The 18,301-nt window shown below is 70.1% G+C and carries 22 protein-coding genes and 1 riboswitch; of the genes, 7 read left to right on the top strand and 15 right to left on the bottom strand.

Going from position 1 to position 18,301, the window contains the following annotated elements; translation table 11 throughout:
* Nucleotides 1–40 precede the first annotated feature (40 nt).
* Genes ACFO0C_RS46065 through ACFO0C_RS46055 form a run of 3 tightly spaced genes read right to left on the bottom strand, consistent with a single transcriptional unit; the run spans nt 41 to nt 2,862 of the window.
* A complete protein-coding gene (locus ACFO0C_RS46065; RefSeq protein WP_378073219.1) occupies nt 41–841 on the bottom strand; it encodes an energy-coupling factor transporter transmembrane component T family protein in 801 nt (266 codons plus the stop codon).
* Nucleotides 838–2,268, bottom strand: a complete 1,431-nt coding sequence (locus ACFO0C_RS46060; protein WP_378073218.1) for an ABC transporter ATP-binding protein — start codon at nt 2,266–2,268, stop codon at nt 838–840. Before ACFO0C_RS46060 ends, ACFO0C_RS46065 begins: the two co-directional genes overlap by 4 nt.
* Nucleotides 2,269–2,271: 3 nt before the next feature.
* The gene (locus tag ACFO0C_RS46055) at nt 2,272–2,862 is read right to left on the bottom strand and encodes an ECF transporter S component (RefSeq protein WP_378073217.1); all 591 of its coding nucleotides are present in this window, start codon (nt 2,860–2,862) and stop codon (nt 2,272–2,274) included.
* A 75-nt stretch (nt 2,863–2,937) separates the two neighbouring features.
* A riboswitch (TPP riboswitch) is annotated at nt 2,938–3,042 on the bottom strand.
* Between the two features lie 139 nt (nt 3,043–3,181).
* On the opposite strand from ACFO0C_RS46055, the gene ACFO0C_RS46050 reads away from it, so the two are divergent.
* Nucleotides 3,182–3,997, top strand: a complete 816-nt coding sequence (locus tag ACFO0C_RS46050; protein WP_378073293.1) for an alpha/beta fold hydrolase — start codon at nt 3,182–3,184, stop codon at nt 3,995–3,997.
* A gap of 31 nt (nt 3,998–4,028) precedes the next feature.
* Complete coding sequence (locus ACFO0C_RS46045; RefSeq protein ID WP_378073216.1) at nt 4,029–4,532, top strand: DUF6328 family protein; 504 nt, start codon at nt 4,029–4,031, stop codon at nt 4,530–4,532.
* Here ACFO0C_RS46045 and ACFO0C_RS46040 read toward each other — a convergent pair.
* From ACFO0C_RS46040 to ACFO0C_RS46010, 7 genes are read right to left on the bottom strand one after another with little or no spacing between them, the layout of a single operon-like run.
* Nucleotides 4,529–5,131 carry a hypothetical protein gene (locus ACFO0C_RS46040; protein ID WP_378073215.1) on the bottom strand — a complete coding sequence of 201 codons (603 nt, stop codon included), beginning with the start codon at nt 5,129–5,131 and terminating at the stop codon, nt 4,529–4,531. The two genes, ACFO0C_RS46045 and ACFO0C_RS46040, sit on opposite strands and share 4 nt — an antisense overlap.
* 16 nt (nt 5,132–5,147) lie before the next feature.
* On the bottom strand, nt 5,148–5,549 hold the full coding sequence (locus ACFO0C_RS46035) for a Fur family transcriptional regulator (protein WP_378073214.1): 402 nt from the start codon (nt 5,547–5,549) through the stop codon (nt 5,148–5,150).
* On the bottom strand, nt 5,546–5,848 hold the full coding sequence (locus ACFO0C_RS46030) for an ArsR/SmtB family transcription factor (protein ID WP_093621506.1): 303 nt from the start codon (nt 5,846–5,848) through the stop codon (nt 5,546–5,548). Before ACFO0C_RS46030 ends, ACFO0C_RS46035 begins: the two co-directional genes overlap by 4 nt.
* Nucleotides 5,849–5,878: 30 nt before the next feature.
* The gene (locus ACFO0C_RS46025) at nt 5,879–6,745 is read right to left on the bottom strand and encodes a metal ABC transporter permease (RefSeq protein WP_378073213.1); all 867 of its coding nucleotides are present in this window, start codon (nt 6,743–6,745) and stop codon (nt 5,879–5,881) included.
* Complete coding sequence (locus ACFO0C_RS46020; RefSeq protein ID WP_378073212.1) at nt 6,745–7,527, bottom strand: metal ABC transporter ATP-binding protein; 783 nt, start codon at nt 7,525–7,527, stop codon at nt 6,745–6,747. The genes ACFO0C_RS46025 and ACFO0C_RS46020 overlap by 1 nt, the downstream gene beginning before the upstream one ends.
* Nucleotides 7,524–8,438 carry a metal ABC transporter substrate-binding protein gene (locus ACFO0C_RS46015; protein WP_378073211.1) on the bottom strand — a complete coding sequence of 305 codons (915 nt, stop codon included), beginning with the start codon at nt 8,436–8,438 and terminating at the stop codon, nt 7,524–7,526. Before ACFO0C_RS46015 ends, ACFO0C_RS46020 begins: the two co-directional genes overlap by 4 nt.
* Before the next feature lie 49 nt (nt 8,439–8,487).
* Nucleotides 8,488–8,736 carry a DUF6703 family protein gene (locus ACFO0C_RS46010; protein WP_378073210.1) on the bottom strand — a complete coding sequence of 83 codons (249 nt, stop codon included), beginning with the start codon at nt 8,734–8,736 and terminating at the stop codon, nt 8,488–8,490.
* A 35-nt stretch (nt 8,737–8,771) separates the two neighbouring features.
* Here ACFO0C_RS46010 and ACFO0C_RS46005 point away from each other — a divergent pair, with 35 nt between their 5' ends.
* The 3 genes from ACFO0C_RS46005 to ACFO0C_RS45995 all read left to right on the top strand — a co-directional run bounded on the left by ACFO0C_RS46005 (nt 8,772) and on the right by ACFO0C_RS45995 (nt 11,067).
* Entirely contained in the window at nt 8,772–9,113 is a 342-nt protein-coding gene (locus ACFO0C_RS46005) for an antibiotic biosynthesis monooxygenase family protein (RefSeq protein ID WP_378073209.1), read from the top strand.
* A 16-nt stretch (nt 9,114–9,129) separates the two neighbouring features.
* Nucleotides 9,130–9,618, top strand: a complete 489-nt coding sequence (locus ACFO0C_RS46000; RefSeq protein ID WP_378073208.1) for a hypothetical protein — start codon at nt 9,130–9,132, stop codon at nt 9,616–9,618.
* A gap of 69 nt (nt 9,619–9,687) precedes the next feature.
* Nucleotides 9,688–11,067, top strand: coding sequence for a glycine--tRNA ligase (locus ACFO0C_RS45995; RefSeq protein WP_378073207.1), 1,380 nt, complete (start codon nt 9,688–9,690; stop codon nt 11,065–11,067).
* 137 nt (nt 11,068–11,204) lie between these two features.
* On the opposite strand, the gene ACFO0C_RS45990 is transcribed toward ACFO0C_RS45995, so the two are convergent.
* Nucleotides 11,205–11,687: an XdhC family protein gene (locus tag ACFO0C_RS45990; protein WP_378073206.1), complete on the bottom strand. Its 483-nt coding sequence runs from the start codon at nt 11,685–11,687 to the stop codon at nt 11,205–11,207.
* Nucleotides 11,688–11,872: 185 nt separating this feature from the next.
* Here ACFO0C_RS45990 and ACFO0C_RS45985 point away from each other — a divergent pair, with 185 nt between their 5' ends.
* Both ACFO0C_RS45985 and dusB read left to right on the top strand, forming a co-directional pair.
* On the top strand, nt 11,873–12,202 hold the full coding sequence (locus tag ACFO0C_RS45985) for a hypothetical protein (RefSeq protein WP_378073205.1): 330 nt from the start codon (nt 11,873–11,875) through the stop codon (nt 12,200–12,202).
* 69 nt (nt 12,203–12,271) lie between these two features.
* Nucleotides 12,272–13,390 (top strand): tRNA dihydrouridine synthase DusB, encoded by a 1,119-nt coding sequence (dusB, locus tag ACFO0C_RS45980; protein WP_378073292.1) that lies wholly within the window; start codon nt 12,272–12,274, stop codon nt 13,388–13,390.
* 41 nt (nt 13,391–13,431) lie between these two features.
* Here dusB and ACFO0C_RS45975 read toward each other — a convergent pair whose 3' ends face one another.
* The 4 genes from ACFO0C_RS45975 to ACFO0C_RS45960 all read right to left on the bottom strand — a co-directional run bounded on the left by ACFO0C_RS45975 (nt 13,432) and on the right by ACFO0C_RS45960 (nt 18,260).
* A complete protein-coding gene (locus tag ACFO0C_RS45975) occupies nt 13,432–14,928 on the bottom strand; it encodes a family 43 glycosylhydrolase (protein ID WP_378073204.1) in 1,497 nt (498 codons plus the stop codon).
* A 1-nt stretch (nt 14,929) separates the two neighbouring features.
* Nucleotides 14,930–15,913, bottom strand: a complete 984-nt coding sequence (locus tag ACFO0C_RS45970; protein WP_378073203.1) for an arabinan endo-1,5-alpha-L-arabinosidase — start codon at nt 15,911–15,913, stop codon at nt 14,930–14,932.
* Between the two features lie 72 nt (nt 15,914–15,985).
* Nucleotides 15,986–17,119, bottom strand: coding sequence for an MFS transporter (locus ACFO0C_RS45965; RefSeq protein ID WP_378073202.1), 1,134 nt, complete (start codon nt 17,117–17,119; stop codon nt 15,986–15,988).
* A 64-nt stretch (nt 17,120–17,183) separates the two neighbouring features.
* The gene (locus tag ACFO0C_RS45960) at nt 17,184–18,260 is read right to left on the bottom strand and encodes a DUF2786 domain-containing protein (protein WP_378073201.1); all 1,077 of its coding nucleotides are present in this window, start codon (nt 18,258–18,260) and stop codon (nt 17,184–17,186) included.
* Nucleotides 18,261–18,301: the final 41 nt, after the last annotated feature.

Below are 18,301 nucleotides of genomic sequence, written 5' to 3'. Positions count from 1 at the left end.
ACGCCCGCTGTCAATTTAGTTACCTGAAGACGAAGAGTGTTCAGATGACCGGGTGGAAGTGACCCAGAGCGACCGATGCGGCGATGATCGCCAGGGCGGTGAGCAGCGACAGCACGAGCAGGACGGTGTCGGCGGGGGTGAAGTGCTGACGGCGGGCGTACGTCCGGGGTGTCTCGGCGTCGAAACCGCGCGCGTCCATCGCCACCGCCAGCCGCACCCCCCGCCGCAGTGCCCCGACCAGCAGCGCGAACGCCGTCGACACGAACAGCCGCACGCGGGCGGCCGGATTGTGCCCGGCGTCGACACCGCGGGCGCGGCGGGCCAGGCTGAGTGACCGCCACTCGTCTCCGAGCAGCGGCACCAGCCGGAACGCGGCGAGCGCGCCGATCGCGAACCGGGCCGGCGCCTTGGCGTTCTGCACCAGAGCGTCGGCCAGATCGGTGGGGTCGGTGGTGGCGAACACGACGATGCCCGGCAGCGCGACCGCGAAGATCCGCAGGATGAGCGCTCCCGCGGTGGCCAGCACCCCGGTGGTGACGTCGATCGGGCCGAGCGACACCACCAGTTCGCCGCCACGGTCGGCGGCGAACAGCACCATGGTGACCAGGATCCCGGCCGCGGCCAGCAGCAACGGCGTGGACCGCCGGGCCAGCACACCGATCCGGACGCCGAAGAACGGCAGCACCAGGAGCTCGACGGCGAGCGCGACGGCCGGCGTGAACGGGTCCATCGTGGCGATCAGCGGCATCGAGAACAGCAGCGCGGCGCCGACCTTGGCGACCGGGTTGCGGCGGGCGAGCGGCGCCGACGGATCGGCGACCGGTGCGAAGGAGAGGGTCACGGCCGCGTCCGCCGCGGCAGAGGGTCCGGTTCCGGCACGCCGAGGGGGACGGTCCGATCGGCGAGGGTACGGACGAACGCGTCATCATGCGTGACGGCGACGATCCCGTGCCCTTCGTCACGCAGGCCGGCGAGCAGGTCGACGAGTTCCCGCCAGGTGCGCCGGTCCTGGCCGAAGGTCGGCTCGTCGAGCACGAGCAGCCGCGGTGCCGTCGCCAGTGCCGTGGCCACGCTCAGCCGCCGGGCCTCCCCACCGGAGAGCGTGTAGGGGTTGGCCTCGGCGAGCCTGGTGAGCCGCAGTCGTTCGAGCAGTTCGGTGACGATGCGGCCGACCTCGGCGGGGGAGCGGCCCAGCCGTCGCGGCCCGAGAGCCAGCTCGTCGGAGACCTTCGACGTGACGAACTGGTGCTCCGGGTTCTGGAAGACCGACCCGATCCGCCCGGCCAGCGTCGTGGCCCGCCATCGGTGCGGCGGCCGTCGGTCACCGAACGCCTCGACCCGGCCGGACGTGGGAGCGAGCAGGCCACCGAGCACCAGCGCCAGCGTCGACTTGCCGGCGCCGTTGGGACCGGTCACGGCCAGGACCTCGCCACCGTTCGCTTCAATGGTGACGGGGCCGAGACGTCTGCCCACGGCGGCACCCGTAGCCCGTATCAAATGATCTCTTGACGTTGATCTCGTCTTGAGCGGCGGGGTGTGGAAACCCGGAACCCAGACGCCCTCGTCAGCGAGTCTGTCGCCGTAGGCGGCGAAGATCATCTCGGGCGTCCCGTCGGCGCGGACGCCGCCGCCCGGATCCAGGACCACCACCCGGTCGACGAGCGGAAGTGCCTCGGCGACCCGGTGTTCCACGATGATCAGCGTGGTGTCCGCGCCGGTGGCCCGGGCCACCGCGGTGCGGATGAGCTCGGCGCCCGGCGGGTCCAGGTTGGCGGTCGGCTCGTCGAGCAGCAGCAGACCGGGCCGCAGCGCGAGGACCCCGGCGAGGGCGAGGCGTTGCGCCTCACCGCCGGAGAGGGCCGAGGTCGGACGATTGATGGGGTACGGGAAACCGACGCGATCCAGCACGTCGGACACCCGTGGCCAGATCTCACCGGCCGGCACGCCCCGGTTCTCCGGGCCGAACGCGACGTCGTCGCCGCTGCGGGCCATCACCAGCTGGGTCTGCGGGTCCTGGAAGAGGATGCCGACGCGCTCGCGTGCCTTGCGCGGGTCGAGCCCGTCGATGCGGATCGTGCCCTCGGACTCGCCGGAGTCCTCGGGTAGCAGCCCGGCCAGTGCGGCGAGCAGCGTGCTCTTGCCGGCCCCCGAGGGACCGAGCAGGAGCACCCGCTCGCCGTGCCGGATCTCCAGGTCCAGCCCGCGGACCGCCCAGGCGCGGCGCCCGGCGTGCCGCCACCCGAAGTCACGGAGCTGAACGTCACTCATGTCTCAGACGGATGCCCGTTCCCGGCCCGCTTCGAACCGGTCCAGCACGCCGGTCGGAGCGAGCGCCCGGACGAGCGCCCACGAGCCGGCGCCGGCGATGATCGCGCCGCTGATCACGGTGATCACCGCGTACGGGATCCGGTAGGACCACAGGTCCGTCCCGGCGGTGTACTTGACGAAGTCGTAGCACGCCGCGCTGACCCCGGTCAGGGTGCCGGCCAGCACCGCGGCCGGCAGCTTGAAGTTGCGGTAGAGCAGGATCGCGAACGCCAGCTCCGCGCCGAGCCCCTGGAGCAGGCCGGACACGATCGTGTCGACGCCCCACTGGCTGCCGAGCAGCGCGGACACGGTGGCCGCGACCGCCTCGGTGTAGAGCGAGGCACCCGGCTTGCGGACGATCAGGGCGCCCAGGACGGCCGGGACCAGCCAGACGCCGTAGATCAGGGTCTGTGCCGGTGGGAAGAAGGCGAAGGCGCCCTCGGTGACCGACCAGACCGTGCCCCAGGCCCAGAAGATCACGCCGAAGGTCACGGCGATGACGGAGGCGATGACGATGTCTATCGTCCGCCACCTACGGGGATTGATGTCGTTCATTGGAATGCCTCCCAGTGGGTACCGGGAGGAGACGCACGCCGTGTTCCCCCGGGCGGCGATGCCCAGGGCACGACGCGGCTGGAGAGACCGAGCTTCCTGCGCTGGCATTACCCAGATCAGGTACTAGGGTCTGCGGATTTCACCGCACTCTCAGCGCTGTGCGCTCCCCTGTCGGATCGAAGTTTTTTCGCGACCTGCCTCGACTCACGCATCGCCCGAGCGATGCACATCGTCTCCGCCGTCGCGAAAAAGCTTCGTTGGATGTGCTTCGATGACCGTAACACCTGGTTAGCGGCATGCAAACGGGAGGGAAGACGTGATCGAGGTCAAGGCCCGGGGATTGACGTTCGACGTTCACGAGAGCGGCCCGGAGGACGGCGAACCGGTCCTGCTGCTGCACGGCTTCCCGCAGGACTCCCGGGAGTTCGACCTGGTCCTGCCGCACCTGCACGCGGCCGGGCTGCGGACGTACGCGATGGACCAGCGTGGATGCTCGCCCGGCGCCCGTCCGTCCGACGTCGCCGCCTACAGCATGACCTCGGTGACCGCCGACGCGATCGCCGTCCTCGACGCGCTCGGCATCGAGAAGGCGCACGTCGTCGGCCACGACTGGGGTGCGCAGGTGGGCTGGCAGCTGGCCGCCCGCCACCCGGACCGGGTGCGCACCCTGACCGCGGTCTCCGTGCCGCACCCGCGGGCACTGATGCTCGCCGTCCGGGTCCGGCCCAGCCAGAAGGCGCGGCTCGCCTACTTCAAGGTGTTCCAGCGGTCGTTCGCCGAGAAACTGCTGCTCGCCCAGCACGCCCTGACCCTGCGCCTGATGCTGCGGCCGATCGGCATGCGCGCCGAGCAGTACGTGGCGGCGATGCGCGAACCGGGCCGGCTCACCGGCGGCCTCAACTGGTACCGGGCCTTCGACACCGCCCAGGTCGCGAGACTCGGCGTGGTCACGGTGCCGACCACCTACGTCTGGAGCGACCAGGACGGGGTGGTCGGGCTGACCGCGGCACTACGGACCCGGGACTGGGTGCGGGCCGACTACCGGCTGGTGGCGATGCGCGGCGTCAGCCATTGGGTGCCGGAGCAGGCACCGCGGGAGCTGGCCGATGCGATCCTGGCACGCGTCGGCGTTTGACCGGGGGCCCGGCCGGGGAATTCGGCGCGTCATGGCGGTCGATACACATTCCCCCCGAGAGACCGAGAAGCAGCGCTGGGACCGGAACTTCGCCGATCTCCTCCAGGAGCTCCGCGTAGCGCAGACCGGTGTGCAGATCCTTTTCGCGTTCCTGCTCACCCTGCCGTTCAGCAGCGGCTTCCCGAACGTCACAGCGTTCCAGAAGGACGTCTACACGGTCGCTCTGATCAGCGCGGCGTTCGCCACCGCGATGATCATCTCGCCGGTGGCCTTCCACCGGGCACTGTTCCGGCAGGGCCGCAAACCCGAGCTGGTCCGGTACGCCCACAAGATGGCCACCGGCGGCCTGGCGTTCATGCTGATCGCGATGACCAGCAGCGTCCTGCTGATCACCGACTACCTGCTGGACTGGCAGTGGGCGATCCCGCTGACCGTCGTCACCGGTGGCTGGTTCCTCACCTACTGGGCCATCCTGCCGTTCGCCCACCGCGAGTGGGGCGACGACGACGAGGACGCCGCGTCCGCCACGGACTAACGCTTTCGCAGGCCCAGCCGGCGCAGCTCCAGGCCGGCCAGGGCGGCGACCGCGTCGGCGTCGCCGGCCCGCCAGCTCTGCGCGATGTCCGGTCCCAGCTTCGCCAGCTCGGTCAGCGGCTGGGAGGCCAGCGCCCGCAACGCCAGCAGGTCCGGGCCGGCCGGGTCGTCGCGGACCGCCGCGGCCACCCCGGCCCGGCGGATCCAGCGCAGGCGCAGCGGCAGCCAGACGAACAACACCAGCGCCAGCGGCACCGACAGTGCCAGCGCCGGAAGGATCAGTGCCAGCTGCGCGACGAACTCCTGCTGCTGGTGACCGGCGTCGGCGATCGAGCGGGCGGCATCGGCGGCGCCGGTGAACGGCGCGGTCAGCTCGTCGCCGACGATCGGGACCCGGCCCACCTTGCCACCCGCGTCAGCCAGGTTGTCGGCGATGCCGCTGCCGGCGCTCTCCAGCTTCTGACCGGGGACGGCCAGCTTCTCCACCACGTCGTGGATCCACAGGGCGACCTTGATCCACAGGTAGACCCACAGGACGACGAGGATGTCGGTGACGAGTTGGCGAAGGGCGACCGGAACACGGTCCGCGTAGAGCTTCACACCGGAAGCGTCGCACTCAGGCTTTGGCGGCGCACTCCGGGCATGTGCCGAAGATCTCCAATGTGTGCGACACGTCGACGAAGCCGTGTTCACCGGCCATCTTGTCGGCCCACGACTCGACCGCCGGGCCGAGCACCTCGACGGTCCGCCCGCACGACCGGCACACCAGATGGTGGTGGTGGCCCTGGCTGCACCGCCGGTAGAGGTGCTCCCCGCCCGGCGGCCGCATGACGTCGATCTCGCCGGCGTCGGCCAGGCCCTGCAAAGTCCGGTACACCGTGGTCAGACCGACCCGCTCGCCCCGATCGCGCAACATCGCGTGCAGATCCTGGGCGCTGTGGAAGCCCTCGGTCTCGGCGAGCACGGCGCTGACCGCGCTGCGCTGCTTGGTGTTGCGGATCTGACTGTCGGCGTTCACTGTCGGCTCTCCCTGGCATGGCTCACGGCGTCGGCGACGATGTGGGCGACGTGTTCGTCCACCAGGGAGTATGCGATCTCCCGGCCGCGCCGCACACCCCGCACCACGCCGGCCCCGCGCAGCACGCGCAGGTGCTGGGACACCAGCGGCTGCGGGGCGCCGAGTTTCTCCACGAGATCGTGCACACAGCGCTCGCCCACGCCCAGCTCGACCACGATGGCGACACGGATCGGCGCGGAGAGAGCGCGCAGCAGCGCCCCCGCCGATTCGTACGCTTCGTAACCGGTGGTCGTCGTCATCGTTGCGACAACGGTACAGGCAGGCCGGCGTCAGCCATGCAACACGACATCCGGCGGCTCGGACGTCACGGGTTGCGGCGTGGGCCTGCGCAACCGGTGCCGGATCGACCCGCCGACCGCGGTGACCACGAAGACGGCCAGGGCCAGGAGCACGGTGGTCGCGCCCGGAGCGGTGTCCGCCTCGGCCGAGACCAGGATGCCCCCGCCGGCCGCGCTCACGCCGATCACCATGGCCGCCGACATCGTGCTGACGAAACCACGGGTCACCTGCTGGGCGGCGGCGACCGGGACGACCATCATCGCCGAGACCAGCAGCAACCCGACCGTACGCATGGCGATGGTCACCGTCACCGCGGTCGTCACCGCCAGCAGGATGTTGAGGGTCCGCACCGGGAGGCCGCTGACCCTCGCGTACTCCTCGTCGTTGCAGAGCGCGAAGAGGGCCGGGCGCAGGAAGAGCATGGCGGTCAGCACGGCCGCGCCCAGCCCGCCGATCACGACCAGGTCGGTCGAGGAGGTGGTCAGCGGGGAGCCGAAGAGGTACTGCATCAGGCTGCTGTTGCCACTGCCGTCGGAGAGGCCGACCAGCAGCACGCCACCGGCGATCCCGCCGTAGAAGAGCATGGCCAGGGCCAGATCCCCGGAGGTACGGCCACGCTCGCGGATCAGCTCCACGCCGACCGCGCCGAGAGCCGACACGATGACCGCGGTGTAGACCGGGTCGTTGCCGGTGAGCAGTCCCAGGCCGACGCCGGTGAGCGCGACGTGGCCGATGCCGTCGCCGATCAGTGACAGCCGGCGCTGCACCAGGTAGATGCCGAGCGCCGGAGCGGCCAGCCCGATGATCATCGCGGCGATCAGGGCCCGCTGCATGAACGGCTGCGTGAGCAGTTCCATCAGTACGCCTTCGTTCCCTCGGTCGGTGCCCACTCGCAGATGCCGGCCTTGAACTCCTCGGCATGCGGGTGCAGGTGCTCGTGGTCCGGTTCGGCGTGGTGCCCGGCCGGCTCGGGGGGCGTCCCCTCGTACGCGATCCGGCCGTCGTGCACCACCACGGCCCGCCCGATCAGCGGCCGTAGCGGGCCCAGCTCGTGCAGGACCAGCAGGATCGTCCCGCCGTCGCCGGCGAACCGGGTCAGCGCCGCGGCGAACGCCTCCTGGCTGGCCGCGTCCACCCCGGCGTTCGGCTCGTCGAGCACCAGCAGGTCCGGAGAACCGGCCAGCGCACGGGCGATCAGGGTGCGCTGCTGCTGGCCACCGGAGAGGGTCGTCACCGGGTCGTCGATCCGGTCCAGCAGGCCGACGGCGGTCAGCGCGTCCCGTACCGCCGCCTTGTCGGTCCTGCCGGGGAAACGGAAGACGCCGCGCCGGGCCAGCCGGCCCGATGCGACGACCTCGCCGACGGTGGCCGGCACGCCGCTGCCGGCGCCGAGCCGCTGCGGCACATACCCGATCCGCTCCCATCCGCGGAACCGCTGCTGCGGCGTCCCGAACAGCCTGATCTCGCCCCGGCGGGCCGGGACCAGGCCGAGGACCGTCCGGATCAGGGTGGACTTGCCGGAGCCGTTGGCGCCGAGGATCGCGACGACGTCACCGGCCGTCACGCTCAGCGAGACGTCCCGCAGGACCTCGCGTCCGTCGTAGCCGACCGCGAGATGACTGACCTCGACAACGCTCATTGACACTCCAGGCCCAGTTCGAGTGCGGTCAGGTTGGCGCGCATCACCGAGAAGTAGTCTGCCGAGTCGTCGGTGAGGCCCTCGATCGGGTCGAGGACAGCGGTCTTCGCGCCGACCTCCTTGGCGATCGTCTCCGCCACCTTGGGGCTGACCAGCGTCTCGAAGAAGATCGTGGTGGTGCCGTGCTCCCGGGCCTCGGCGGCCACGGCGGCCAGGCGCTGCGGCGACGGCTCGGTCTCCGGGTCGATGCCGGTGATGCCGATCTGGGTCAGCTCGTAGCGGCTCGCCAGGTAGCCGAACGCGGTGTGGCTGGTCACCAGCTCGCGGCGGGCGCACTCGGCCAGGCCCTTCTGGAACTCGCCGTCCAGGGCGGTCAGCTCGGTCCGCAGGGTGGCGGCGCGGGCGGTGAAGTCGGCGGCGTGGGCCGGGTCGGCCTTGCCGAGGCGCTCGGCCACCTGGTCGGCGATGGCCGCGAGCCGGGTCGGGTCGAGCCAGACGTGCGGGTCGGTGCCGCCGTGCTCCTCGGCGGGCTCATCACCCTCCCCGGCGTGGTCGTCCGCCTCCTGCGCGGTGATCATCTCGACCGCTGTGGTGGCGTCGAGGGCCCGGTCGCCGCCGTTCTGCTTCACCGCGTCGTCGACGGCGGGCTGGAAACCGCCCAGGTAGACGATCACCCCGGCGTCGGCGACCTCACCGACCTGGCGGGCGGTCAGCTCGACGTCGTGCGGCTCGGCGCCCGGCTTGGTCAGCGAGGAGACGTGCACCGCCTCACCACCGACCCGCTCGCTGACGAACTGGAGCGGGTAGAAGGCGGTGACGACGGAGAGCTTGCCGTCGGCGCCGGCGGAGTCCGACCCGCAGCCGGTGAGAGCGGGCAGCAGGAGCAGGGCGGGGAGCAGGCGGCGCATCATGCCACCAACTGTGGTCGATAATGACAATGATTGTCAAAGCCGCATGAGTTCACAGGGTCTTCGATACCGCGGCGACCAGCAGGATGGTGAGCAGGACCACCCGTACCAGCCGGGTGACCGGCGTTTGCACCGGCCAGGTGGTCATGGTCAGGCCGGCCAGGCCGACGGCCAGCACACCGAGCAGCAGAGCACCCACGATGCCCGGCAGGAACAGGCCGAGCAGGAGTACGGCCAGCGTCCCGGCGAACGCGGCGGTCGGATTCACCCGGGCCAGCCGGTGCAGGAATGTGCGCGTCACCTGTCGCTCCTGTCGCGTGTGCGTACCCTCGTCACATGCTGGTGCTCAACCGCTTCACGGTCCCCACGGAAACGCAGGACGGCTTCCGGGATCAGGCGCACGCCGCCCTCGCCGCCCTGGCGCGCACCCCCGGTTACCGGTCCGGCCGGCTCACCCGGGCCCTGGAGGACCCGACCGGCTGGACTCTCGTCACCGAGTGGGAATCGGTGGGAGCCTACCGGCGCGCCCTCGGCAACTACGACGTCAAGCTGTACGCCACACCGCTGCTGGCACACTCCCTCGACGAGCCGTCGGCCTTCGAGACCCTCGCCTCCGCCGAGCCGGGCGCCGACGTCGTGATCACCGCGAGCGACCGGGCGGCCGAACCCTGGCGCTGAACACTAGGCTGGCAACATGAGTCTTCCTCCGCCTCCGCCGCCGGGCCCGGGTGTGCACCCGCCCTTCCCGGCCCCTCCGGTCGAGGGCCGGGGCAAGCGGATCGGGACGAGCCTGGGCATCGTCGCCGGCATCGTCGTGCTGGTCTGCGGTGTCGGCGCGGTCGCCGGCATCGGGCTGGCCACGTCGATCACCAGTGCGCTCGACGAGCAGGCCGAGGTGGTGGTGAGCCGCTATGTCGACGACATCCAGGCTCGTGACTTCGACGGCGCCTACGGGCAGCTCTGCCAGGACTCGCAGGACTCCGAGACCCTCGCCGACTTCACCGCCCGGATGGCCGACACCGAGCCCTTCGACTCCTACAGCGTGGGCTCGCTGTCCATGGGGGTCCGGCTGACCGTGCCGGTGGAGATCTTCTATCCCGACGGCGACTCGACGCAGTTGCAGGCCGACCTGGCACAGAACAGGTCGACGGGCAAGTTCGAGGTCTGCGACCTCGGGGAGTAATCTCGCTTTTCGTCCTGTAACTCTTGATTTCCCCGCCGACACCCAGCCGGCGTAGGAGGAAACCCGCACATGCCTGCCGACCGTATCGACAGCGTCGTCAGCCTGGCCAAGCGCCGGGGCTTCGTCTTCCCCTCCAGCGAGATCTACGGAGGGACCCGTTCGGCCTGGGACTACGGTCCGCTCGGCGTGGAGCTGAAGGAGAACGTCCGCCGGCAGTGGTGGAAGACCATGGTCCAGCAGCGCGACGACATCGTCGGCCTGGACTCGGCGGTCATCCTGTCCCGTGACGTGTGGGCGGCCTCCGGTCACCTCGACGCGTTCGTCGACCCGCTGACCGAGTGCCAGTCCTGCCACAAGCGCTTCCGGGCCGACCACCTGGAGGAGGCCTTCGAGGCCAAGCATGGCAAGCTGCCGTCCTCGCTGCAGGAGCTGAACTGCCCGAACTGCGGCAACAAGGGCACCTTCACCGAGCCGAAGATGTTCAACGGCCTGATGAAGACGTTCCTCGGCCCGACCGAGAGCGCCGACGGCCTGCACTACCTGCGCCCGGAGACCGCCCAGGGCATCTTCGTCAACTACAACAACGTGGCGACCGCGGCCCGCAAGAAGCCGCCGTTCGGCATCGCGCAGGTCGGCAAGAGCTTCCGCAACGAGATCACCCCGGGCAACTTCATCTTCCGTACGCGTGAGTTCGAGCAGATGGAGATGGAGTTCTTCGTCCCGCCGGGCTCCGACGAGGAATGGCACGAGTACTGGCTGCAGGAGCGCTGGAACTGGTACCGCGATCTCGGCCTGTCCGAGAGCAACCTGCGGTTCTACGAGCACCCGCGGGAGAAGCTCTCGCACTACTCGAAGCGGACCGTCGACATCGAGTACCGCTTCCAGTTCGGCGGCACCGAGTTCGCCGAGCTCGAGGGTGTCGCCAACCGCACCGACTTCGACCTGACCACGCACTCGAAGCACTCCGGTGTGGACCTGTCCTTCTTCGACCAGGAGAAGGGCGAGCGCTGGGTGCCCTACGTCATCGAGCCCGCCGCCGGCCTCACCCGTGCCGTGCTGGCGTTCCTCCTCGAGGCGTACGACGAGGACGAGGCGCCGAACACCAAGGGCGGCGTGGACAAGCGGACCGTCATGCGGTTCGACCCCCGGCTCGCGCCGGTCAAGGTCGCCGTCCTGCCGCTGTCGCGCAACCCGGAGCTGTCGCCGAAGGCCAAGGAGCTGTCAGCCAACCTGCGCAAGCGCTGGGTCGTCGAGTTCGACGACTCGCAGGCCATCGGCCGTCGTTACCGTCGCCAGGACGAGATCGGCACGCCGTTCTGCGTCACCGTCGACTTCGACACCCTCACCGACAACGCGGTGACGGTGCGCGACCGGGACACCATGAAGCAGGAGCGCGTCTCCCTCGACCAGATCGAGGACTACCTGATCAAGCGGCTCCCCGGCTGCTGATCCGGACGTGACACGGACCGCCGGGGGCCCGTACGGGCACCCGGCGGTTTCGATGTGCGCCTATGCGGTCCGGTCCGTGGGGGCGGCGTGGCGGGCATCGGAAGAGGAAACCGCCGGGGCGGGCGGGGTGGCGGGCGTCAGAAGAGGAAACCGCCGGGGCGGTGGTTGCGGTCGGCGATGAGTCCCGCGAGCACCGCAACGGCGATCTCCGAGGGGGTACGGCTACCGATGTTCAGCCCGACCGGACGATGCACCCGCCCGATCTCCTCGTCGGCGACGCCCAGCTCGCGCAGCGCCGCCACGTGCGGACCCTCGGCCCGTGGGTTGCCCACGATGCCGATCCACCGGGACCGGCCGCCGAGCGCCTCCTTGAGCAGGTCGCCGATCTCCGGCCGGTGATGGTCGGTCAGCAGGATGTCGGTGTGCTCGTCCGGCCCGGCCGCCACCAGATCACCCACGAAGGTGTCGCCGTGCGGCCGTGGCGTCCCGGCGAGACGGGCCGGATCGGGCTCGACCAGGACGGTCTGGAAGCCGAGCTCCACCCCGAATCGGAACAGCATCTCCGACACCGGGGACTCGAACACGGCGATCAGCCGCCGTGGGCTCACCTCATCAGTCACGCCCCGACTCTGTCAGAAAACAGCCCGCCCTGCACCCGTTCAGGTGTCGCATCACCACTAGGCGCCAGGCTATAGTTACGGCGCTAGCGGAAAGCGCGGCGCCGGCAACTCTGACCGGCTACCCTTCACCCCCGGAGGCCCTTTTGCCCACCCTCGAAGAGCGCGTCACCCGACTGGAGAACCACATGGAAGAGCAGAAGCGGCTCTGCGCCAGCCGGGACGGTGATCTGTCCGACCTGGGCCTGAAGGTGCAGGCTCAGCACGGGCTCATTCAAGCCATCGCCAAAACCCAGTCGGAGCACACCGCGACCCTCGCGCGGCACACCACGATCCTCGACAGGCACACCACGATCCTCGACAGGCACACCGCGATCCTCGACAGGCACACCGCGATGCACACGGAGCACGCCACGTCGCTCGCGCAGCTCTCCCTCAACGTCTTCTCGCTCAAGGACAGCGTGCAGCGGATCGTCGGGATGCTGGACACGCTGATCGAGCGGGGCGGCCGGCAGTAGCCGGAGCGGGCGATTCGGGGTCGCCGGGGTGGGCGTGTCACGCTAGTGCTCGTGACTGCTGCACCGCTCATGCTCGGCGACCATGCCGTTAACCCGCCCGTCGTGCTCGCCCCGATGGCCGGGATCACCAACGTGGCGTTCCGGCGGCTCTGCCGGGAGCAGGGCGGCGGGGTCTACGTCTGCGAGATGATCACGACGCGGGCGCTGGTCGAGCGGATCCCCAAGACGCTCAAGATGATCGCGTTCGCGGAGGACGAGGGGTTCCGGAGCCTCCAGCTCTACGGGGTGGACCCGGATGTCACCGCGGCCGCTGTGCGGATGGTCGGCGAGGACGACCTGGCTGATCACATCGACCTCAACTTCGGCTGCCCGGTGCCCAAGGTCACCCGGCGTGGCGGTGGCTCGGCCCTGCCGTGGCGGCGCCGGCTGTTCGGACGGATCGTCAGTCAGGCGGTCGCGGCGGCCAAGCCCTACGGCATCCCGGTGACGATCAAGATGCGCAAGGGGATCGACGACGACCATCTGACGTATGTCGAGGCCGGCCTCGCCGCGCAGGAGGCCGGCGTGACCGCGGTGGCGCTGCACGCCCGGACCGCCGAGCAGCGCTATTCGGGCCAGGCCGACTGGGACGCCATCGCCACCCTGAAACAGGCGCTCGACGTGCCGGTTCTCGGTAACGGCGACATCTGGGAGGGCTCGGACGCACTGCGGATGGTCGAGCACACCGGTTGCGACGGCGTCGTCGTGGGCCGTGGCTGCCTGGGCCGTCCGTGGCTCTTCGCCGACCTGGAGGCCGCGTTCACACAGGGCGCCGACTACCGGCCGGTGCTGCCCACCCTGGGAGAGGTCGCGAAGATCATCTCCCGGCACGCGCAGTTGCTGGTCGAGGCACTGGAGGACGAGCGGCACGGTTGCGCCGACTTCCGTAAGCACGTGGCGTGGTATCTGAAGGGTTTCCCGGTCGGCGGTGACCTGCGCCGCAGCCTGGCGATGATCTCGTCGCTGGCCGAGCTCGACGACCTGCTGGCCAGGCTCGACCCGTCGGTGCCGTTCCCGGTGGAGGCGCTCGGGCTGCCGCGGGGCCGGGTGAACGCGCCGGGCAAGGTGTCGCTCCCGCACGGCTGGCTGGACAGCCGCGACGACGAGACGGTCCCCGAAGGCGCCGAGACCGACGAGTCCGGCGGCTGACGGTGATGCCCCGGCCGTGTGCCGGGGCATCAGGACGACCGTCAGGTGGTGAGGTTCCACTGCTGGCAGGCGTTGCCCAGCGAGGCCCACTGGCGGACCGCGACGCCGTCGGCGGTGCCGCAGTTCGTGACGTCGAGGACCAGTCCGTTGCCGCGGTTGGCGATCAGGTAACCGCCGTTGATCGGGGTGAGGCTCCACTCCTGGCAGGCGTTGCCGAGGGACGACCACAGGTTGAGGGCCGTGCCGTTGGCGGTGCCGCAGTTGACCGAGTCGAGGACGGTGCCGCTGTTGGCGTTGGTGATCCGGTAGTAGTTGCCGGTCGTCTTCGTGAACGTCCACTGCTGGCAGGCGTTGCCCAGGGACGACCACTGCTGGATGCCGGTGCCGTCGGTGACGGCGCAGTTCTTCGCGTCGAGGAGTTTGCCGGTCGCCTGGTTGACGACGCGGTAGCGGGTGGTGGCCACCGGGAACGAGACGCCGCCGCCCGGATCACCCGACGGGGCCGTCAGGGTGGTCGTGAGCTTGTCGGGCGTACCCAGGCTGGGTGTGCCGTCGCTGTTGAAGTTGACCTTCTTGATCCTCGTCGTGCGGGTCGCGCCGCAGCCCTGGGCCGCCGTGTCGTTGGCGTGGTAGGCCATCCACGTCTCGGTGCCGTCGGGTGAGGTGAAGAACGAGTGGTGGCCGGGGCCGTAGACGCCGTTGGTGTCGGAGCGCTGGAAGATCGGGGTGCTCTTCTTGGTCCACGACGCGGCGGACAGCGGGTTGGAGCCGGTCAGCGTCAGCATGCCCAGCTTGTAGTCGGGCGTGTTGCACGAGCTGGCGGAGAACGTCAGGAACGTCTGCCCGTTGCGCTGGAGGATGTACGGCCCCTCCTCGGTATTGCCGCCCTGCTTCTCCCAGTCGTAGGTCGGGTAGGAGATGCGGGTGCCGTGGGCACTGACCGTCCACGGGTTGCTCATCGGGGCGATGAACAGGCTCTGCAGGTCACCGACCCACGACGAGTAGAGGAAGTAGTTCTTCCCGCCGATCGTCGCGACACTTCCGTCGATGGCCCAGCCGTTGTTCGCCTGGAGGTCCAGCTGGCCCTTGAACGTGTACGGCCCCATCGGGTCGGTGCCGGCCGACTCGAGCACGAACGACCGTTGCCCGTCGCAGCAGGCCGCCGTCCCGGCCGAGTAGTACAGGTACCAGCGGGTCCCGTTCGGGCCGGCCAGCTTGTGCATCGACGGCGCCCACACGTTGCAGCAGCTGGCGGCCGCGGTTCCGGTGTGGACGACGGTCTCGGTGGCGCCGGGCAGCGCTGCCACCGACTTCGCCTTCTTGATCACGACCTGGTTGTTCCACGTCGTGGCGGCCAGGTAGTAGTAGCCGTTGTCGAAGCCCATCCACGGGTCGGCACCGTACGGGGCGGACGCGACCGGATTGGTGAACCCGACGGCGGCGTCGCTGCTCAGCGGGTTGAAGGCGACCGCCACATAGGCCGGTGCGGTCATCAGGAGTGTCACGAGCAGGGCTCGGAGAGGTCGGATGCGCCGCATGTCAGTACACCGTCGGCCAGCCGGACGAGCTCCAGCTCAGCAGGTTGATGCCGAGCCGCGCGTCCCCGGCGGCGGTGTAGTAGTGGTAGACCAGCACGTCCTGGGTGCCGTCCTGGAAGACCGCCGGGTGCCCGGGGCCGTACACGGCGTCGTGCGAGGCGAGGATCTCGGTGCCACCGCCCGCCGTCATCAGCGTCCCGGCCCGGTCCTTGTACGGCCCGGTGATGCTGGTCGACCGGCCGACCATGGTCCGGTAGGTGCTGGACGCGCCCTTGCAGCACAGGTCGAAGGCGACGAACAGATAGTAGTAACCGTTGCGGTAGTAGATGTGCGGCGCCTCGACCGACTTGCTGTTCACGAACCGTTCGGCGATGTGGTGGATCGTCGAGTCGGCCCGCTTGCCGGTCGACGGGCTCAGCTTGACCATCTTGATGCCGCTCCAGAACGAGCCGAAGCTGAGCCACCATTCGCCGCTGGGCGTGACCGTGAGGTTCGGGTCGATCGCGTTGAACCCGCTGGTCGTGGTGCTCTCGACGACCTTGCCCTGGTTGGTCCAGGTGCCGGCCGCGCCGGTGGTGCTGGAGGCCAGGAAGATCGCTGATTTGCTGGAACCGAACGTCGAGGCGGAGTAGTACATCAGGTACTTTCCGCCGCGGTAGGAGATGTCCGGCGCCCACAGGTTGGTGTCGCCACCGGTGTAGGCGTCGGCCCACGGCGTACCGTTGGGGAAGGCCTTGCCCGCGTCGGTGAACCTCGTCCGGTCCGTCGAGGTCTTCAGCCCGATGCCCGGCGCCGTGTAGGCGAGGATGTAGCCGCCGGCGGGCTTCTTGACGATCGTCGGGTCGTGCGCGAAGGTCGAGCCGGTGACCACGCCCGGGTTCGGGTAGGTCGCGGCGTCGGCCCTGGTCAGGCCGTAGACACTGGCGGTCACGGCGAGCAGGCCGGTCACCCCGGCCAGCAGGGTCCTGCGGAGACGGGATCGCATGGGGGATGCGTCCTTTCAGTGGGGAAACTGCCCTGTAGGTGTGCGGTGGGGCCGGAAAGGTTGCGCACGATTTCAGCGCTGAAAGGCCAGCAGCGCGGTCAGCGCCAGCGGGACGGCCATCAGCGCGCACAGCAGCGGCAGCGCCACCGGCAGACCGAACGCGGCATAGAGGATCACCGCTGCCACCTCGGCGCCGAAACCGGCCACCGACAGGGCGGTCGCCCGGGCCGGGCCGGTGATCGCGTCCTGCAGGCGGGCCTCGGCGTGCACCATCGCGAACTGGAGCAGGCCGAACGCCACCGACACCGGGACCATTCCGGCCGGGTGCGGCACCAGGGAACCGGCGGCCAGCAGCGCGGCGGCCAGGGCCAGGGCGCCGGTCAGCGGACGCGGCGAATCCGGGGGGAGACGGTCGGCGAGGCCGCTTCCGGCCGCCATCGCCAGGGCCGTCAGAGCAAACAGCGGGGGTACGGCCGGAGTCGGCGCCCCCATCTCGCGGGCGAGCAGGGGGAGGTACTCGTCGAGGGCGGAGAACCCGGGGACGGCCATCGCCACCGCCAGCAACCGGAGCACGCGGGTGCTGCCGGTGACGGACCGCAGGCCTGCTCGTAGCACTGAGAGGTATCCGCCCGCCTCATCGGCATTCCGGGCGTTTTCGTGGTCCGTACCAGATTCGTCCGTACCAGATTCGTCCGTGGCGGATGAGGGGAGGCGAAGGGCGAGCAGGCCGCCTGCGGTGACCGTCGCGATGCTGATGGCGCCGACCAGGACGTATCCGCCGGCCAGGAGTACCGGGGTGGCCAGGAGGGTCGCCGCGAGCATCGCCAGCATGCTCGCCATGCGGGCCCGGCCCATGACCCGGGTGTACGCCGTGCTGTCGCCGAGATTGTCGTAGACCAGCGCCTCCAGCGATCCGGAGGCGAACGCACCGCCCAGCCCCCAGAGGGCGAAGCCCGCGGCGAAGCCGACGAAGTCGGGCCGGATCAGCCAGATCGCCCAGCCGGCCGCGGAGATGACCTCACCGAGCGCGTAGAGGCGTTTGCGGGACCAGGCGTCGGCGAGCGCGCCGGACGGGATCTCGCACACGAAGGAGACCACCGACCAGATCGCGAACAGCGACGAGATCTCGGCGGTGGTGAGCCCGGCGTCGGCGAAGAGCAGCGCGTAGACCGGGTAGAGGAGCACGCTGTCCTGCAGCGCGTGCACCGCATAGAGGTGTCAGCGTCAAATCGGGTGCATGGCCTTCATCCTGCTCCGGCCTGGCCCGATGTCAACGCAATTCGGCCTCGTCGGCGGCGGCTCGCCCGGACTCCCAGCCCTCCAGGCTGTCGACCCGGCTGCCCCGGACCCGGACCGTACGCGGGAACGCCTTGTCCAGCGCCGCGTGCACCTTGATCTCGCGGTTGCGCAGCACCGGCAGCAGGTGGTCGTGGCCGGTCAGCTCCCGCTCGACGGTCTGCCGCAGCCGCTCACCGATCCGCACACCGTAGGCGACCAGGAACGACCGGCGGAACGCCTTCAACCGGGCCTTGCGGACGTTCTTCTCGTCCCGCACCATCGCCCGGTTGGCCTGCACCAGCAGCGACGTGTAGATCAGCTCGACCGCGTCGATGTCGGTGTCGAACCCGAAGACGGTGCTGAAACCGAGATCCTGCGACCAGACCGTGCGGCAGGTGTTGGCGACGGCGACCGCGTCGAGCAGGCCCGCCTTCTCGCTCTCGTAGGGGTGGTCGACACCGACCCGCCGGGCGAACGGGACCACGTCGACCGCCGCGACGGTGACCTCCTCGATCCGGTACCGGGTGATCAGCTCCTGCGCCTTCGCGCTGTAGCTCTCCGCCTCGGCCGGGAACTCGGTCGACTCCGCTTTCGCCAGCAGGGCCCGCACCCGGTCGAGGATCCGCTGGTCACCGTGGTGCGGCACGGTGGTGAGCGGGGTGCCCGGCGGCGGGACGAGGATCTCGATGCGCGGCATCCGCCGCAACTCGGCCAGCAGATCCAGCGAGGCGTCCAGCACGGCGATCCGGTCCGGCTTACGACCTTCGGCGGTACGCAACCCGTCCGCCTGGTCCCGCCAGCGCTCGTCGACCGGCTCGCGGCCACGCAGATAGTCACGGGCGGCGTCGGCGACCAGCCGCCCCTGGATCGGATTGCCCCGCCGGGCCACCGCCCGGTGCAACTCGGCCGGCTGCCAGCCGTTGGCGAACAGCCGCTCGAACTCACCGCTCAGCGCCGCACTCAGGGCGGCGTCGGTCTCGGCGGCGGGTGCGCCGGTCAGGGCGTCCAGCGCGTCCTCGTAGTTCAGAGCGCCGGAGCGCACCCCGTCGATTATCTCCCGGGCGCTCATGGAGAGGAATGGTAGTTGCCGGGGTCCTGGTTCCCGGCCAG

The organism is Actinoplanes subglobosus, from assembly GCF_042650585.1.
Classification (GTDB): Bacteria; Actinomycetota; Actinomycetes; order Mycobacteriales; family Micromonosporaceae; genus Actinoplanes; species Actinoplanes subglobosus.
Note: the sequence above shows the minus strand (reverse complement) of the source record. Positions and strands in the feature narration are given on the sequence as shown.

Coding starts and splice junctions, on each gene's coding strand:
- ACFO0C_RS46060 (WP_378073218.1), bottom strand. CDS start 2,268: ATGAGTGACGTTCAGCTCCGTGACTTCGGGTGGCGGCACGCCGGGCGC.
- ACFO0C_RS46055 (WP_378073217.1), bottom strand. CDS start 2,862: ATGAACGACATCAATCCCCGTAGGTGGCGGACGATAGACATCGTCATC.
- ACFO0C_RS46045 (WP_378073216.1), top strand. CDS start 4,029: ATGGCGGTCGATACACATTCCCCCCGAGAGACCGAGAAGCAGCGCTGG.
- ACFO0C_RS46030 (WP_093621506.1), bottom strand. CDS start 5,848: ATGACGACGACCACCGGTTACGAAGCGTACGAATCGGCGGGGGCGCTG.
- ACFO0C_RS46025 (WP_378073213.1), bottom strand. CDS start 6,745: ATGGAACTGCTCACGCAGCCGTTCATGCAGCGGGCCCTGATCGCCGCG.
- ACFO0C_RS46020 (WP_378073212.1), bottom strand. CDS start 7,527: ATGAGCGTTGTCGAGGTCAGTCATCTCGCGGTCGGCTACGACGGACGC.
- ACFO0C_RS46015 (WP_378073211.1), bottom strand. CDS start 8,438: ATGATGCGCCGCCTGCTCCCCGCCCTGCTCCTGCTGCCCGCTCTCACC.
- ACFO0C_RS46005 (WP_378073209.1), top strand. CDS start 8,772: ATGCTGGTGCTCAACCGCTTCACGGTCCCCACGGAAACGCAGGACGGC.
- ACFO0C_RS46000 (WP_378073208.1), top strand. CDS start 9,130: ATGAGTCTTCCTCCGCCTCCGCCGCCGGGCCCGGGTGTGCACCCGCCC.
- ACFO0C_RS45995 (WP_378073207.1), top strand. CDS start 9,688: ATGCCTGCCGACCGTATCGACAGCGTCGTCAGCCTGGCCAAGCGCCGG.
- ACFO0C_RS45985 (WP_378073205.1), top strand. CDS start 11,873: ATGGAAGAGCAGAAGCGGCTCTGCGCCAGCCGGGACGGTGATCTGTCC.
- dusB (WP_378073292.1), top strand. CDS start 12,272: ATGCTCGGCGACCATGCCGTTAACCCGCCCGTCGTGCTCGCCCCGATG.
- ACFO0C_RS45975 (WP_378073204.1), bottom strand. CDS start 14,928: ATGCGGCGCATCCGACCTCTCCGAGCCCTGCTCGTGACACTCCTGATG.
- ACFO0C_RS45970 (WP_378073203.1), bottom strand. CDS start 15,913: ATGCGATCCCGTCTCCGCAGGACCCTGCTGGCCGGGGTGACCGGCCTG.
- ACFO0C_RS45960 (WP_378073201.1), bottom strand. CDS start 18,260: ATGAGCGCCCGGGAGATAATCGACGGGGTGCGCTCCGGCGCTCTGAAC.